The 15,194-nt window shown below is 35.5% G+C and carries 12 protein-coding genes; 5 read left to right on the top strand and 7 right to left on the bottom strand.

Annotation, left to right across the window (positions count from 1 at the left end; translation table 11 throughout):
• Positions 1–4 precede the first annotated feature (4 nt).
• From G9Q29_RS00210 to panC, 7 genes are all read right to left on the bottom strand, one after another.
• The gene (locus tag G9Q29_RS00210; RefSeq protein ID WP_166132502.1) at positions 5–451 is read right to left on the bottom strand and encodes an OsmC family protein; all 447 of its coding nucleotides are present in this window, start codon (positions 449–451) and stop codon (positions 5–7) included.
• Between the two features lie 4 nt (positions 452–455).
• Positions 456–1,004, bottom strand: coding sequence for a YbhB/YbcL family Raf kinase inhibitor-like protein (locus G9Q29_RS00205; RefSeq protein ID WP_166132501.1), 549 nt, complete (start codon positions 1,002–1,004; stop codon positions 456–458).
• A gap of 88 nt (positions 1,005–1,092) precedes the next feature.
• Positions 1,093–1,932: a helix-turn-helix domain-containing protein gene (locus tag G9Q29_RS00200; RefSeq protein ID WP_166132500.1), complete on the bottom strand. Its 840-nt coding sequence runs from the start codon at positions 1,930–1,932 to the stop codon at positions 1,093–1,095.
• A 33-nt stretch (positions 1,933–1,965) separates the two neighbouring features.
• Positions 1,966–3,327: a DNA repair protein RadA gene (radA, locus tag G9Q29_RS00195; RefSeq protein WP_166132499.1), complete on the bottom strand. Its 1,362-nt coding sequence runs from the start codon at positions 3,325–3,327 to the stop codon at positions 1,966–1,968.
• Complete coding sequence (locus tag G9Q29_RS00190) at positions 3,327–4,475, bottom strand: alpha/beta hydrolase (protein ID WP_166132498.1); 1,149 nt, start codon at positions 4,473–4,475, stop codon at positions 3,327–3,329. The genes radA and G9Q29_RS00190 overlap by 1 nt, the downstream gene beginning before the upstream one ends.
• Positions 4,476–4,709: 234 nt before the next feature.
• Positions 4,710–5,060: an aspartate 1-decarboxylase gene (gene panD / locus G9Q29_RS00185; protein ID WP_166132497.1), complete on the bottom strand. Its 351-nt coding sequence runs from the start codon at positions 5,058–5,060 to the stop codon at positions 4,710–4,712.
• Between the two features lie 14 nt (positions 5,061–5,074).
• The gene (gene panC / locus G9Q29_RS00180; protein WP_166132496.1) at positions 5,075–5,923 is read right to left on the bottom strand and encodes a pantoate--beta-alanine ligase; all 849 of its coding nucleotides are present in this window, start codon (positions 5,921–5,923) and stop codon (positions 5,075–5,077) included.
• 108 nt (positions 5,924–6,031) lie between these two features.
• Here panC and G9Q29_RS00175 point away from each other — a divergent pair, with 108 nt between their 5' ends.
• From G9Q29_RS00175 to G9Q29_RS00155, 5 genes are all read left to right on the top strand, one after another.
• Positions 6,032–6,838 carry a glycogen/starch synthase gene (locus G9Q29_RS00175; RefSeq protein WP_166132495.1) on the top strand — a complete coding sequence of 269 codons (807 nt, stop codon included), beginning with the start codon at positions 6,032–6,034 and terminating at the stop codon, positions 6,836–6,838.
• 20 nt (positions 6,839–6,858) lie between these two features.
• Positions 6,859–8,526 carry a DUF4270 domain-containing protein gene (locus G9Q29_RS00170; protein ID WP_166132494.1) on the top strand — a complete coding sequence of 556 codons (1,668 nt, stop codon included), beginning with the start codon at positions 6,859–6,861 and terminating at the stop codon, positions 8,524–8,526.
• Between the two features lie 8 nt (positions 8,527–8,534).
• Positions 8,535–10,382 carry a glutamine--fructose-6-phosphate transaminase (isomerizing) gene (gene glmS, locus G9Q29_RS00165; protein WP_166132493.1) on the top strand — a complete coding sequence of 616 codons (1,848 nt, stop codon included), beginning with the start codon at positions 8,535–8,537 and terminating at the stop codon, positions 10,380–10,382.
• 338 nt (positions 10,383–10,720) lie between these two features.
• The gene (locus G9Q29_RS00160) at positions 10,721–13,531 is read left to right on the top strand and encodes a TonB-dependent receptor domain-containing protein (protein ID WP_166132492.1); all 2,811 of its coding nucleotides are present in this window, start codon (positions 10,721–10,723) and stop codon (positions 13,529–13,531) included.
• 29 nt (positions 13,532–13,560) lie between these two features.
• On the top strand, positions 13,561–15,039 hold the full coding sequence (locus G9Q29_RS00155) for an SGNH/GDSL hydrolase family protein (RefSeq protein ID WP_166132491.1): 1,479 nt from the start codon (positions 13,561–13,563) through the stop codon (positions 15,037–15,039).
• Positions 15,040–15,194 lie beyond the last annotated feature (155 nt).

Raw genomic sequence — 15,194 nt, 5'->3', positions numbered from 1 at the left:
AAACTTATTTGGTTGTAAATTGTGTAATTAATTCAATTGGAGTTGCACTTAAGGCTTTGCTGATTGGGCATCCAAGTTTTACTGCTTCGGCTAATTCGTTAAATTGTGCTTCGGTCATTCCGCTAACTTCACCAGTTAAATGAAGTTTGATTACTGATATTTCAAATCCATCGCCAACAGCGTCAAGTGCTACTTTGGCCTCAACGTGCAAAACTTCTGGAGTAAAACCAGCTTGAGTGACAGCAAAACTCAATGCCATTGCAAAACATCCTGCGTGAGCTGCTGCTAATAGCTCCTCCGGATTGGTGCCTTGTGTGCCATCTGCATTTTCAAAACGAGAACTAAAGCTGTAAGGAGTGTTGTTAAAAAATTGATTTTTAGAGTTTAGAGTTCCTTTTCCCTCTAATCCGGTACCGTTCCAAGTGGCGGTCGCTTTACGTAATGTTCCCATAGTTTTATCTTTTATAGTGTGCTACAATAGTTGCTTTTGCAATTGTGTTGGCCCATAGATTGTAACCAACTAATTCTGGATTAGCAGTTGCATCTAGTCCTAAATTATCTGTTTTTAACGCGTAAACTGTAAAAATGTATGTGTGAATGCCGTGGCCTACGGGCGGACATGGACCTCCAAAACCAGTTGCGCCAAAGCTTGTAGTACTTTGAATTGTTCCTGCGGGCATTAAATTTAAGGCTGGATTTCCTGCTTTTGAAACAATTTCATTACTATTTGATGGAATGTTAAACGCTACCCAATGCCACCAACCTGCTCCTGTAGGCGCATCTGGATCGTAGCACGTAATAGCAAAACTTTTGGTTCCTTCTGGAGCATTAGTCCAGCTTAATTGTGGTGATGCATTGTTTCCGTTACAGCCAAATCCATTAAACTCATTTTGAATGGTAAAGGATCCGCCCATATCTTTACTGCTTAAAGTAAACGTTTTTTGAGCAAAAAGAGTACCTGTAAAAAGTAATACAGCTGATAAAAATAAAATTGATTTCTGCATGATGAATGTTTTAAAAATTACATTACAAAAGTCAGTAATATGGCAGGAAACTCTAAAACTAAAAAGTTCAAAAAATGTTGCTAAAAGTTCAAATATTAATTTGTGATTGTTTAGGAGTTGTTCCAAATTTATTTTTGTACGCTTGAACAAAACTCGATAAATTTTCAAAACCTATTTCTTCGTAAACATCAGAGGCGCGCATTTTTTTGGTTTGCAACAAGTAAGCAGCATGTTCAAGTCTCTTTTCTTGAAACCATCGAATCGGACTTGTTTGAAATTCTTTATCAAAGTTGCGTTTAAAAGTAGAAACGCTCATGTTACACAAAAACGAAAGTTCTTGTATGCTTAAATTGTTCAAAGCATTTTTGTGCATCGTATCTACAAATGATTTTGCCGAAGGGTTTTGATGATGAACAAAATTCAATAAAAAATCGATTCCCTTCATTTGCACAAGATACAGAAGGATTTCCTCAAATTTTAACGGTAGCATTTTGTTGATAAAATCAACAGGTTGCGTTTGAAGATGAACCAAGCTTTTAACAATATTTTGAATTACGCGATCGTATTCTGTGATAATAAAAGGATCGTTATTTTGTTTGTGATTGTTCTTGTAATCGTATTTTTTTAGAAAGTCTTCAACGGCTTTATCCGAAAAAAATAGCAACATACTGCGGTAATTTTGACTTAAAGAAATGCTTTCGCTCATTAAGCAATTGCCCGCTTTGATAATGACAAATTTATCGTTTTCGATTCGCGTTGTGTGGTTTTGAGTGATTAGTTCTTTGGTGCCATTGAGCAGAAAACTAAAAACATTTTTAGATAGTTGCACCTTGTTTTTGTTGACACTTTTTGAAATAAAATACTCATACAGTTGTAGTTCACTATCGCTGTTGGTTTCTATCTGCTCAGGTAAATATTGAATTTCCATCTTATGATTTAAAATTTTCTACAATAAATATAGTTATCCAAATAGCTCACTCGCTACATCTTCTATTTTGGCGACCATTCTAATTTGTATACCTGTGTTTTTCAAAGTGATTTTATTGTATTTGGATACAAAAATGGTCGAAAATCCTAATTTTTCAGCTTCTTGAATTCGCTGATCTACTCTATTCACAGGGCGTATTTCGCCCGAAAGTCCTACTTCGCCAGCAAAACAAAAATCTTTATTGACTGCAATATCTTCATTGGAAGATAGAATCGCAGCAACTACAGCCAAGTCGATAGCGGGATCGTCTACCGAAATCCCTCCAGTGATGTTCAAGAAAACATCTTTGGCGCCAAGCCTAAAACCAGCTCTTTTTTCGAGTACTGCTAAAATCATGTTGAGTCGTTTAGCATTGTAACCCGTGGTGCTTCGTTGTGGTGTTCCGTAAACTGCAGTGCTTACGAGTGCTTGTATTTCTATCATCAAAGGCCGCATGCCTTCTAGAGTCGAGGCAATTGCAGTTCCTGATAACTCCTCGTTTTTGTGCGAAATTAATATTTCTGATGGGTTGGCTACTTCCCGTAATCCGCTGCCAAGCATTTCATAAATCCCTATTTCGGCTGTAGAGCCAAATCGGTTTTTTAGAGAGCGTAAAATTCGATAAACGTGATTGCGGTCGCCTTCAAACTGCAAAACCGTATCTACCATGTGCTCCAGGATTTTAGGACCTGCAATGTTTCCGTCTTTGGTAATATGTCCGATGAGAATCACTGGAATGTTGGTTTCTTTGGCAAATTTGATCAATTCGGCGGTCGTTTCTCGAATTTGAGAAATACTCCCGGGAGTTGATTCAATATAATCCGTATGTAAAGTTTGAATTGAATCGATGATTACAATTTCAGGCTCAATGGCTTCAATTTGTTTGAATATGTTTTGCGTTTTGGTTTCAGTAAGAATGTAGCAATTATCTCCGCTTGGAGTAATTCGTTCAGCACGCATTTTTATTTGTTTCTGACTTTCTTCTCCTGAAACGTATAGCGTTTTGTAAGGTAATTTTAGGGAAATTTGTAGTAAAAGCGTACTTTTTCCAATTCCTGGTTCACCTCCTAAAAGAATTAAAGAACCAGGTACAATTCCTCCACCTAAAACCCGGTTCAATTCGCCATCAGTAGTGTCCATACGAATCTCTTGCGCTGAATCAATCTGGTCAATTCGCAGTGGTCTTGGTGCTTTGCTAGTTGGAGTGGGCTCGCTTTTCCAAGCTACTTTTTCTTGTTTTTGGATAATTTCTTCGGCAATCGTGTTCCATTCTTTGCAGGAATTGCATTGCCCTTGCCATTTGGTATATTGTGCGCCACAGTTTTGGCAAAAAAAGGTAGTTTTAACTTTTGACATTATTTTTTTGGTGTTTGGCTAACCATATCTTCATATTTTTCGATCATCATGTCTTTGGTGAGATCTCCAATTTCATCTAATTGGGAAGCGTTTTGATATTTTTTGGCCGCTCTTTTTGTGTCTCCTGTTTTTTCATACATCAAACCCAATTGATACTCTGCGAGCATTGATTTAGGATAATCTCTATTTGACATTTGTGCCAATTGTTCAAGTTCAGGATACGCTTTGTTTTTTAAAATTGCGGCTTCTATTGCCTTAAAATCATTCAATCGGACGGGAGTTTTTATACCGAGTGTTTTTTGTAGTACGTCGTATTTGTTTTGGAGATAGTCTGCGTAACCTGATGTAAGTACAGCAATTTTTTCGCTGTATTCAGTTGATGAGATTGGTTTGTAGGTGTCAAAAAAATGATATAATGCACTTGGAATGGAGTAGAGTACTAACGAGTAATGAGAAGCGCCACTAAAATTATCAAACTTGTAATGCAGGTTTGGATTACTGATTTGTTTGAGTTGTGAGTCGAGTTCTTTTATTGGTGTTTGAATTTTTTTAGTATCGCCTTCACCATTCGAATGGTAATAAAACAAAGGTTTTTTAACCTTACTCAAGGCGGTTGCTATTTTGGTTTCCATCTCTGGGGCAAATTCGGTTCCTAGTGCCACATATCCATCAAACATAGATTGGTCTTGGTACAAATAATAATTGATGAAACCTGCCGTAAGATCATGTCCTGCTAGGATTCGAAAGGGTGCAATAGAGTATTTTTTTTCTAAAAATGGAACTAATTCCGTTGCGATAAAATTATAAAATTTGGCACTTTGACTATTCGGAAGTCCTGTTTCAGCGTCAAATTCACAGTCAGCGTAGCGCTCTTCATCAGTATTTTGATTGATTCCAACAACGATGCATTCTGGTATATCGTCCCAATACGCACCATAGCTAAGTGATCCGTAAAAAGGATCAAACAAATAATCTCCATCTAATAGTATGAGTAAAGGATATTTTTTATTTGGGTTTTTTTCTAGTGATGCCGGAATCCCAATAGAAAGTGTTCTGGTACTACCTAATTGCTTAGACTCAAACTCAAAGCTTGTTTTTTGTGCCATTACACTCAATGAAAAAAGAAATAAAAGTAGGGTTTGTTTCATAAGGGGTTCTTTTTTTGTTACGCTGTAGCAAATGAAAGGTACTAAGATAGCACAAATATTGGTTTACGAGTTGCAAAAAGTGATTGGTTAAAACGTATTCAATTGTTATGTTTTCGAAATATAATGGATTAAAAAAACCATTAAAACGAATTCCTATACAATTTCGGAATACGTTTTAATGGTGATATTAGAAAGTGCAATCCTAACTTGTGATTGCGTTTTGTGCTTGATTTATTAAGTCAATGAATTGTCATTCTCATTCGGGAAAATAACCCATGGTTTGAAAGTTTTTGCCTCTTCAAAATCCATTCCTGCGTAAGAAATGATAATGATAATGTCATCCTTTTGAACTTTTCTGGCAGCAGGCCCGTTTAAAGTAATAGTGCCAGAGTTTTTCTCGCCTTTGATGGCATAAGTTTCAAAGCGTTCTCCATTATTGATGTTAACAATAGAAACTTTTTCGCCTTCAATAATATTAGAGGCTTCTAAAAGTGCCTCGTCAATTGTAATAGATCCGATATAATTTAAATCAGCCCCTGTAACTTTTACACGGTGGATTTTCGATTTTAAAACTTGAATTTGCATGCTACAAAAGTAATTTAATTTAATGAAATGGTGTCAATTAAGCGAATATTGTTAACTAAAACAGCTATGAACGCGCGGTATTTTTTGTTTTTATTTTTTCTAACGCAAGAAACTAAAGTGGCTTCGTCAGCAATTGTAAAATATTCGAGAGTAAATCGAGGGTTCTTATCAAAATATTTGGTAACCCATTTGCCAATATCTGCAGTGCTTTTTGTCGCAAATTGGGACCGAGCACCAAGTAATGCTTGGTAAATCAAGGCGGCTTCAGCACGTTCTTCTGTAGATAAGCGCTCGTTTCTTGAACTCATGGCCAATTCATTCGATTCTCTATAAATGGGGCAACCAATAACATTAACCGGTAAGTTATTTTTGGCTACCATTTTTTTAACAATTTGAAGTTGCTGAAAATCTTTTTCGCCAAAATAAGCATTTTGTGGGGTAACAATTTCAAATAAGCGTTTTACGATTGTACCTACTCCGTTAAAATGCCCGGGTCTAAAACGTCCTTCCATCTGATTTTCCAGTCCGTCAAAATCAAAATGTTCTGATGAAGGAATGCCCTCGTATAAATCTTCAACAGCAGGTGCATACAACACAATAGTAGGATCTAGCGCATTAAGTTTAGCTACATCTTGATCGAGTGTACGTGGGTATTTTGCTAAGTCCTCAGGGTTATTAAACTGTGTAGGATTCACAAAAATACTGACCACAGTTGTAGTATTTTCTTCTAGTGATCTTTGCATTAAAGCCAGGTGACCCTCGTGTAAAGCGCCCATTGTTGGGACAAACCCAATCGTTGAATGGAGTGTTTGTATCGATTTCAAATAGTCCATCAAAGATGCTTTTCCGTAGAAAATAGGCATGGCTGTATTATTAAAATTAAATGCAAACTTACTATTTTAGTTAATAACTGCATAAAATTTTGTAATTTTGCGTGGTTTTTATTGCCAATAAACAAAGTAAATTACAATATGAAAGATAAGAGGATATTATATGTATCATCTGAAGTGGTGCCGTATCTCGCTGAAAACGAGGTCTCTTTAATGTCTTATGACGTGCCTAAAATGATCAATGATCAAGGTGGACAGATAAGAATTTTTATGCCAAGGTATGGAAATATTAACGAGAGAAGACATCAATTACACGAAGTAATTAGACTTTCGGGGATGAATTTGGTAGTGAATGATCTCGATATGCCTTTGATTATTAAGGTAGCTTCGATACCAAAAGAGCGTATTCAGGTTTATTTTATTGATAACGATGAATATTTTAAAAGGAAAGCCACATTTGCTGATGAAGAAGGTGTCATGTATCCTGATAATGACGAACGCGCTATCTTTTTTGCAAAAGGTGTTGTAGAGACAGTAAAAAAACTAAATTGGGTTCCAGATATTATTCACGTACACGGCTGGATGGCTGCTATGCTACCGGTTTACATGAAACACTTCTATAAAAACGAAGCTTTATTTTCGGATACCAAAATCGTTACATCCGTTTACAGTCAATCTTTTGATGGTACACTAGATGCAGAAATGATAAACAAAGTAAAATTCGACGGTGTTCCTGATGAGGCTATTGCAGACTTAGAAGTGCCTAATTTCGAAAATATTATGAAGGCAACCGTACTGCATTCGGATGCTGTGATTATTGCTGCTGATAACCTCTCATCAAGTTTAACAAAATTTATAGAGTCTTCAGGAAAACCTTTTTTACCTTTCACCGCGAAAGGTGCTTTTGCAGAAGCGTATACAAACTTCTATAAAAATGAAGTGCTATAAAATTAAACTTTTTTGATCCTATGATTAACAATTCTTTTTTTAAGAACATTTTCCTCTTGTTTAGTGTTATTTTTTTAACTTCTTGTGATAAAGAATTTAATGAAATTGGTGGTGACTTGATAGGTGAAAATAATTTTGACCTTAGTAAACAGTCCTATAGCGTTTTGGGATATACCCAAAAAACGAATGCTGTGCAATCTAATAATTTAGAGGTAAACCCTTTGGGTATTTACAGTGATTCTAATTTTGGTCAAACTAGTGCAAACTTTAATACGCAACTTACATTAGAGTCTGTAATTACTTCTGTAGGTGCGAATCCATTTGTAGAAAGTGTTGTTTTGACAATTCCTTACTATGTAGATAATACACAAACAAAATTAAATACTGATGGCACGAGAACCTATGTTTTAGATTCTATTTATGGTCCTGAAAAAGCCAAGATGAAGTTAAGTGTTTATGAATCAGGTTTTTTTATGAGAGACTTAGATCCAGCTACAGGATTCAAATCTCCACAAAAATATTACAGCAATCAAAATGCTGATTTTGACGGTTTAAAACTGCCTACGCTTCTAAACGATAATAGTGCTGATAAATCGCAAAACGAAGAGTTTTTCTTTGATTCAAAAGAGCTCTCTGTGGTTACAACAGATACGGTTACTAATGCAAAAACTACGACCTATTCGCCGCCTTCTATGCAGTTAACTCTTAATAGAAGTTTTTTTAAGACAAAGATTATTGATGCCATAAACTCTGGTAAATTGGCTTCAAATGAAGTGTTCAAAAACTATTTTAGAGGCTTGTATTTTAAAATTGAAAAGATTCCGGGAAGTGCAGGGAACATGGCGATGTTGGATTTTACAAAAGGTAAAATAACCATTAAATATAATGAAGATGGTACCCCAGCTGCAGGAACTACAAAAATCCCAAGGGTTAAGAAAACTATTGAGTTAAATCTTAGAGGTAATTCTGTTAGTTTATTAACTAATGATTTTTCATCTTCAGGTGCAGCATACAATGCGCTTCCTAATACTGGGAATACGACAGAAGGTGATGATAAATTATTTTTGAGAGGTGGAGAAGGTGCTGTTTCAATCTTAGAATTGTTCAATAAAACAGACTTGAAAGGATACGATGCAAATGGTGTCTTGGGTGGGCCAAACGGAATATCAGATGAATTGGATGATTTAAGAAATCCTGCAGATGGTAAAAAGTTGTTGGTTAATGAGGCAAACCTTGTATTTCACATTGATGCTGCAAGTATGGCTTCAAGTAAAGAGCCGCAGCGTATTTATGTTTACGATTTCACAAACAATCGCCCGATAGTTGATTTTACTTTAGACCCTTCGACCAATGCTGCTGATCCTAAAAAATCGAAATCTATTCTTGATGGATTAATTCGTAAAGATGCTACATCAAAAAGAGGAACAACGTACAAAGTGCGAATTACAAATCAAATTCGTAACTTGATTAATAATAAAGACTCCACTAATGTAAAATTAGGTGTGGTTGTGACCGAATCAATTGCTGTTTCAAATTCTTATTCCGTAAGAAATGCGAACAGTTTTATTAAACAAGTGCCTAAGGCGTCCGTTATGAATCCGCTTGGAACCATTATTTTTGGTGGAAAATCGACCGTGCCAGCTGATAAAAGGCTAAAGCTTGAAATTTATTTTACAAAACCTAATTAGTGTAAATTATGTGTGGAATCGTTGGATATATTGGATACAGAGAAGCGTATCCTATTGTAATTAAGGGACTGAAAAGACTTGAATATAGAGGTTATGATAGTGCAGGCGTAATGCTGTATGATGGAGCGTCTATACAAGTTACTAAGACTAAAGGCAAGGTCGCTGATCTCGAGGCTAAGGCATCAGTAGATATGGCAATTTCAGGTTCTATTGGAGTGGGTCATACACGCTGGGCTACTCACGGAGTGCCAAATGATGTAAACTCACATCCTCATTTATCAAATTCTGGAGATTTAGCTATTGTTCACAACGGTATCATTGAGAATTATGCGCCTCTAAAGGCAGAGCTTTTAAAAAGAGGATATGTATTTCATTCAGATACTGATACTGAAGTGTTGGTGAATTTGATTGAAGAAGTACAGAAAAAAGATAAATTGAAACTAGGAAAAGCAGTTCAAGTAGCATTAAATCAAGTTGTTGGCGCTTATGCTATAGCTGTATTTGATAAAAAAAATCCAAATGAAATAGTTGCGGCACGTTTAGGTAGTCCTTTAGCTATTGGTGTAGGTGAAGGTGAGTTTTTCATTGCATCTGATGCATCGCCATTCATCGAGTATACATCTAATGCTATTTACTTAGAAGACGGAGAAATGGCTAACATTAGGTTGCATAAACCAATGAAGGTTCGTAAAATTAAAGATGACTCTTTGGTAAACCCAACTATTCAAGAGCTACAGATGAATTTGGAGCAAATTGAAAAAGGAGGTTACGATCACTTCATGATGAAAGAAATTTACGAACAACCTAGTGTAATTAAGGATACTTATCGTGGTAGACTTCATGCAAATGAAGGTTTGATTCAAATGGCTGGAATTGAAGATAATTTAGAGAAATTTTTAAATGCTGATCGTATTCTAATCGTTGCGTGTGGAACATCTTGGCATGCTGGTTTGGTTGCCGAATATATTTTTGAAGAATTTGCTAGAATTCCTGTTGAAGTAGAATATGCTTCTGAGTTCAGATATAGAAATCCAATCATTAGTAGTAAAGATATTGTTATAGCAATTTCACAATCAGGGGAAACTGCAGATACTATGGCTGCTATTAAGTTAGCTAAAGAACATGGTGCATTCGTCTTTGGAGTTTGTAATGTGGTGGGTTCTTCTATTTCCAGAGAAAGTCATGCAGGTGCCTATACGCACGCTGGTCCAGAAATTGGAGTAGCATCTACAAAGGCGTTTACAACGCAAATTACAGTTTTAACGATGATTGCCTTGCGTTTAGCTAAAGCAAAAGGAACTTTGTCAAATTCTGTATTTCATGCTTACCTTGAGGAATTAGAAATTATTCCAGAGAAAGTTAAAGAAGCTTTAGAGACCAATGAAGTAGCACAAGAAATCGCAGCTGTATTTAAAGATGCTTCAAATTGCTTGTACTTAGGTCGTGGGTATAATTTCCCAGTTGCCTTAGAGGGTGCGTTAAAGCTAAAGGAGATATCATACATTCACGCTGAAGGTTATCCTGCTGCCGAAATGAAGCATGGTCCGATTGCATTAATTGACGAGCATATGCCTGTAGTTGTAATTGCTCCTAAGCAAGGACATTACGATAAAATTGTTAGTAATATTCAAGAAATTAAATCTCGTAGCGGAAAAATTATTGCTGTAGTAACTAAAGGAGATACGCAAGTTCGCGAGTTGGCTGATTACGTAATTGAGATTCCAGAAACCTCAGATGCGCTTTCGCCACTAATTACTACAATTCCATTACAGTTATTGTCTTACCATATAGCGGTAATGCGTGGTTGTAATGTTGATCAACCTCGTAACTTAGCAAAATCAGTTACAGTTGAATAAGTGAAAATATTTTTTTATAATAGCCCTGAAAGTTCAACTTTCGGGGCTTTTTTTTTGCTTTGTAAATGTGAAAATTAGTATAAATTTTTACGTTTTTTGCACTTTTGTCAAATATCTAAAATTTAATAAAATTTTTAAGATTAATGTATTTTTTATATGCATGCATAATGAAATTATGTTTTTTATACTTAAAATTTAACATTAAAAATTCTTTTAGAAATAGCAATTAAGTCTGATTAGACCATTATAAATGCTGATTCCCGATTTTTTTCGCTTCTTTTTTATTAATATCAAAATTATTTGTACTTTGGCGTCATAAACCAACAAATTATAGCCCAATGAGAGTGTATTTACTTTTTTTGACATTGTTTTTTTGTAGCGTAACATTTGCTCAAAATTCAATTTCAGGTGTTGTTACAGACAGTAACAACCAGCCTATTCCTGGAGCCAATATCAAACTTCTAGGAGATGCTGCCAGCACAACGACAGATGTTGACGGTGCTTTTACTTTAAAATCAAATAAAAAACCACCGTTTGTAATTGAAATTACAAGTATTGGTTTTGCATCTCAAAAGGTTTCTGTTGCTTCATCAACTCAAAAAATTGTTGTCAAATTATTAGATGAAGAGAATAAACTAGATGAAATCGTGGTATCTGCGTCAAGAACTCCAGAGCGTGTGCTTGAGTCGCCAGTAACCATTGAAAGAATGGGTACTGCTGAAATTAAAAAAACAGCTTCACCATCTTTTTATGACGGATTAGAAAACATGAAAGAAGTTCAAATGAATACTTCTAGTATGTCATTCAAGTCGATCAATACTCGTGGATTTGCTTCTGTAGCCAATACTCGTTTTATGCAATTAGTGGACGGTATGGATAACTCTTCTCCGTTATTAAACTTCGTGTTAGGAAACTTAATAGGAGTTTCAGAAATTGATGTTCAGTCAGTTGAATTATTACCAGGAGCTTCTTCGGCTTTGTATGGTGCGAATGCATTTAACGGAATTTTGTTCATGACTAGTAAAAGTCCATTTACAAGCGAAGGTATCAGAGCATATGCTAAATTTGGTCAAACTACTCAAAAAGCAGCCGGTACAAATGACTACGTAGATTATGGAGTGCGTATGGCAAAAGCTTTCAATAAATATGTAGCAGGTAAAGCAAACTTTGCTTACATGAAAGGTACGGAATGGCATGCAGTAAATTATGATGATAAAACTAGAATGGGAGTTGATAGAAATTCAATTGACTATGATGGTATCAATGTTTACGGTGACGAAGTTGCTACTAACATTAAAAATGTTGGACAAGCTCTTGCGGCTCAAAACATAATTCCAGCATCTGCGGTAAATTTATTACCAAACAGAAATGTAAGTAGAACTGGTTATAATGAAGTTGATTTGACAGATAATAAAGTGTCAAATACAAAAATTGATTTATCGTTACATGTACGTCCTTTTGGTGACGAAAGACTAGAGGTTATTGTTCAAAGTAAATTTGGTTTTGGTAACACTGTTTATCAAGGAGCTAACAGATATTACTTGAATAACTTTTTTATGCAACAACATAAAATTGAATTCAAGGGTAAAAACTTTTTCTTAAGAGGTTATACTACTACTGAGGATGGTGGTAATTCATATGATATGTTATTTACAGGTATTAATGTAAATAGAAAGTGGAAAAGTGATGCAACATGGTTTGGTCAATATGCCGGTGCTTACGTACAGTCAACTTTAGGAGGTTTTACTCCAGAGCAAGCGCATGCAAGAGCAAGAGCTTCAGCTGATTCAGGAAGATTTTTACCAGGAACTCCAGAGTTTAAAAATGCTTTTGCTCAAGTTACCAACGAAGCAAGTGTTTTATCTGGTTCAAAGTTGGTTGATAATTCTAAAATTTATCACTCAGATGTAAATTACAATTTCAAAGACATTATCAAAGTAGCTGAGATTCAAGTTGGAGGTTCTTTTAGACAATATGAATTGAATTCTTTTGGTCGTATTTACACAGATGCTAACGGACCAATTCGTTATGACGAGTACGGAATGTATACTCAAGTGATGAAAAAATTTATTGACGATCGATTGAAATTTACTGGGTCGCTTCGTTATGATAAAGCACAAAATTTTGATGGGAATTATTCTCCAAGAGTGTCTTTGGTTTATTCTGCTGGGGAAAACAAAAATCATAATTTCAGAGGTTCATTCCAAACAGGTTTTAGAAATCCATCTACTCAAGATCAATACATTGGTTTCAATGTTGGTAGTGCTATCTTGCTTGGGTCAGCTCCAGATAACTTAACTCGTTTTACAGAGACTTTACCAGTTAATGGTACTGTTGGTCAGGCTAACAATAATGGAAACGCTACAGTTACTATTGATGGAAGAAGAGCTTATGAGAATTCATATCTTGCTTCGTCTGTATTAGCATTTTCTGCTGCTGGAAATCCAGCTTTACTTAAAAAAACAAATGCTGGTCTTGTTAAACCAGAAGAAGTGAAAGCTTTTGAATTAGGATATCGTTCTTTTATCAACAAAACCTCTATTGATATCAATGGGTATTACAATATATACAACAACTTCATTGGAAACTTAAATGTGATTACTCCATTGTATGGTTTAGCACTAGATGGTGGTGGATTAACTAACCCTGAAGGTCCAAAAGCGATACAAGCTTTACAAAGTGGTAACACAAGAACTTTTCAGTTATACACTAATACTCCAATTGAAATCGAGTCAATTGGTTTCGGAATTGGATTGTCTAGAAAAGTATACAAAGAATTTGAGATTGGAGCCAATTATAACTATGCTGAATTCAGTTTTGATCAATCAAAAGATCCAAGTTTTGAAGCTGGTTTCAACACTCCAAAACATAGAGTAAAGGCATCTATTGGGAATGAGAAATTATTTAAAAATTTCGGATTTAATGTGAGCGGAAGATGGAATAGTGAGTACTTATGGCAATCTTCTTTTGCTGATGGAGTTATCGCTTCTGCAACAGTTATCGATGCGCAATTGAATTACAATTTCCCATCTTTAAAATCAACATTCAAACTTGGAGCTTCAAATATTGGTGGTAAAGAATATGGTCAGGTTTTAGGAGCTGGTTTAATTGGTCAGCAGTATTTTGCATCTTGGACAATCAACCCATAAGCAATCATTCATAATAAAATAAAATTACAATGATAAAAAACTTTAAATGGCTATTATTTGCTTCGTTAGCATTTGTAGCGTGTAATAACGAAGAGGAAGTAGTGGTAGATGCTAACTCATCTGATGGAAAACCTTTGACAGCAGGTTCTGCGGTGGTGACTAAGTATGTAGCACTAGGTGATTCCTATGCGGCTGGTTTTAGTGATAATGCTCTTTTTAAAACAGCGCAAGAAGGTTCTTATGCAAACATTATTGCACAACAGTTTGCTTTAGCAGGAGGAGGTGAGTTCAAAACTCCCTTTATGAACGATAATACAGGAGGGCTTTTGTTAAATGGTAATGTGATTCTTGGAACCAGATTGTTTTTTAATGGTGCGGCACCAGTTTCGGTTCCTGGAAGGCCTACAACAGAAGTAACGACTAAATTGACTGGGCCTTTCAATAATATGGGTGTTCCAGGTGCAAAGAGTTATCATTTGGTAGCTCCAAATTATGGTAATGTAGCTGGTGTAGCTACTGGAGCTGCTAATCCGTATTTTGCACGATTTGCTTCAACAGCTGCAACAACTGTTGTTGCTGATGCTGTAGCTCAAGCGCCAACCTTCTTTTCTTTGTGGATTGGTGGTAATGATGTTTTGGGTTATGCAACCTCTGGAGGTTCAGGAAGAAACCAAACAGGTAATTTGAATCCTGCTACCTATGCTAGTAATGATATTACAGATCCAAATGTTTTTGCAAGTGCGTTTAATGGAATTGTAAATGCTATGACTGCTAATGGAGCTAAAGGTGTTGTGGCTAATTTGCCTTATGTAACGGCTTTGCCATATTTTACAACAGTACCTTTTAATCCAGTAAATTTAACAGCAACTGCAGCTGCACAGTTAAATACTGGATATGCAGCTTACAATGCAGGTTTACAATCAATGGTAAATGCTAATTTATTGACTGCTGCTGAAGCTACAAGAAGAACAATCAATTTTAAAGCTGGTGCCAATGCAGTAGTTATTGTAGATAGTTATTTAACTGACAGAACTTCTTTCAGTATTCCTTCTTTCAGACATGCAACAGCTGATGATTTGATTGTTTTACCAGCAAGTAGTTTTATTGGTACATTAGTAGGAGGGAATGCTGCTGCTGTTAACGGAGTTTCTGTACCTCTTGCTGATAACTGGGTTTTGTCAAAAGAAGAAATTGCTGAAGTAAAAGTAGCTACTGATGCTTACAATGCAACAATTCAATCAGTTGCAACTGCAAAAGGTTTGGCTTTCGTAGAATTGAAAGGTGTTACAGATAAATTAGCTAGTGGTGGTATTGTGTATAATGGTTTTAATACAACTTCTGCTTTTATTTTTGGAGGAATGTTTTCATTAGATGGAGTACATCCAAGTCCAAGAGGATATGCAATTATTGCTAATTTATTTACTGATGCTATAAATGTAAAATTTGGAGCTAACTTTAAAAACAAAAACGTAGGTACGTACCGCATTTTGTACCCTGCTTCGTTGTAGTTTAAAAATAAAATTTAGTTAATTAGGAAGGCCATCTGCAGTTTTGCAGGTGGTTTTTTTTTGAGGATAATGCGATGCTTTGATGGTTTTTGACTCATTTCTAGCATATCTATTAAAATACTCCAATTTTTATAAAAAATAATTGATTTTATATT

This window comes from Flavobacterium turcicum (assembly GCF_011365745.1).
Taxonomy (GTDB): Bacteria; Bacteroidota; Bacteroidia; order Flavobacteriales; family Flavobacteriaceae; genus Flavobacterium; species Flavobacterium turcicum.
Note: the sequence above shows the minus strand (reverse complement) of the source record. Positions and strands in the feature narration are given on the sequence as shown.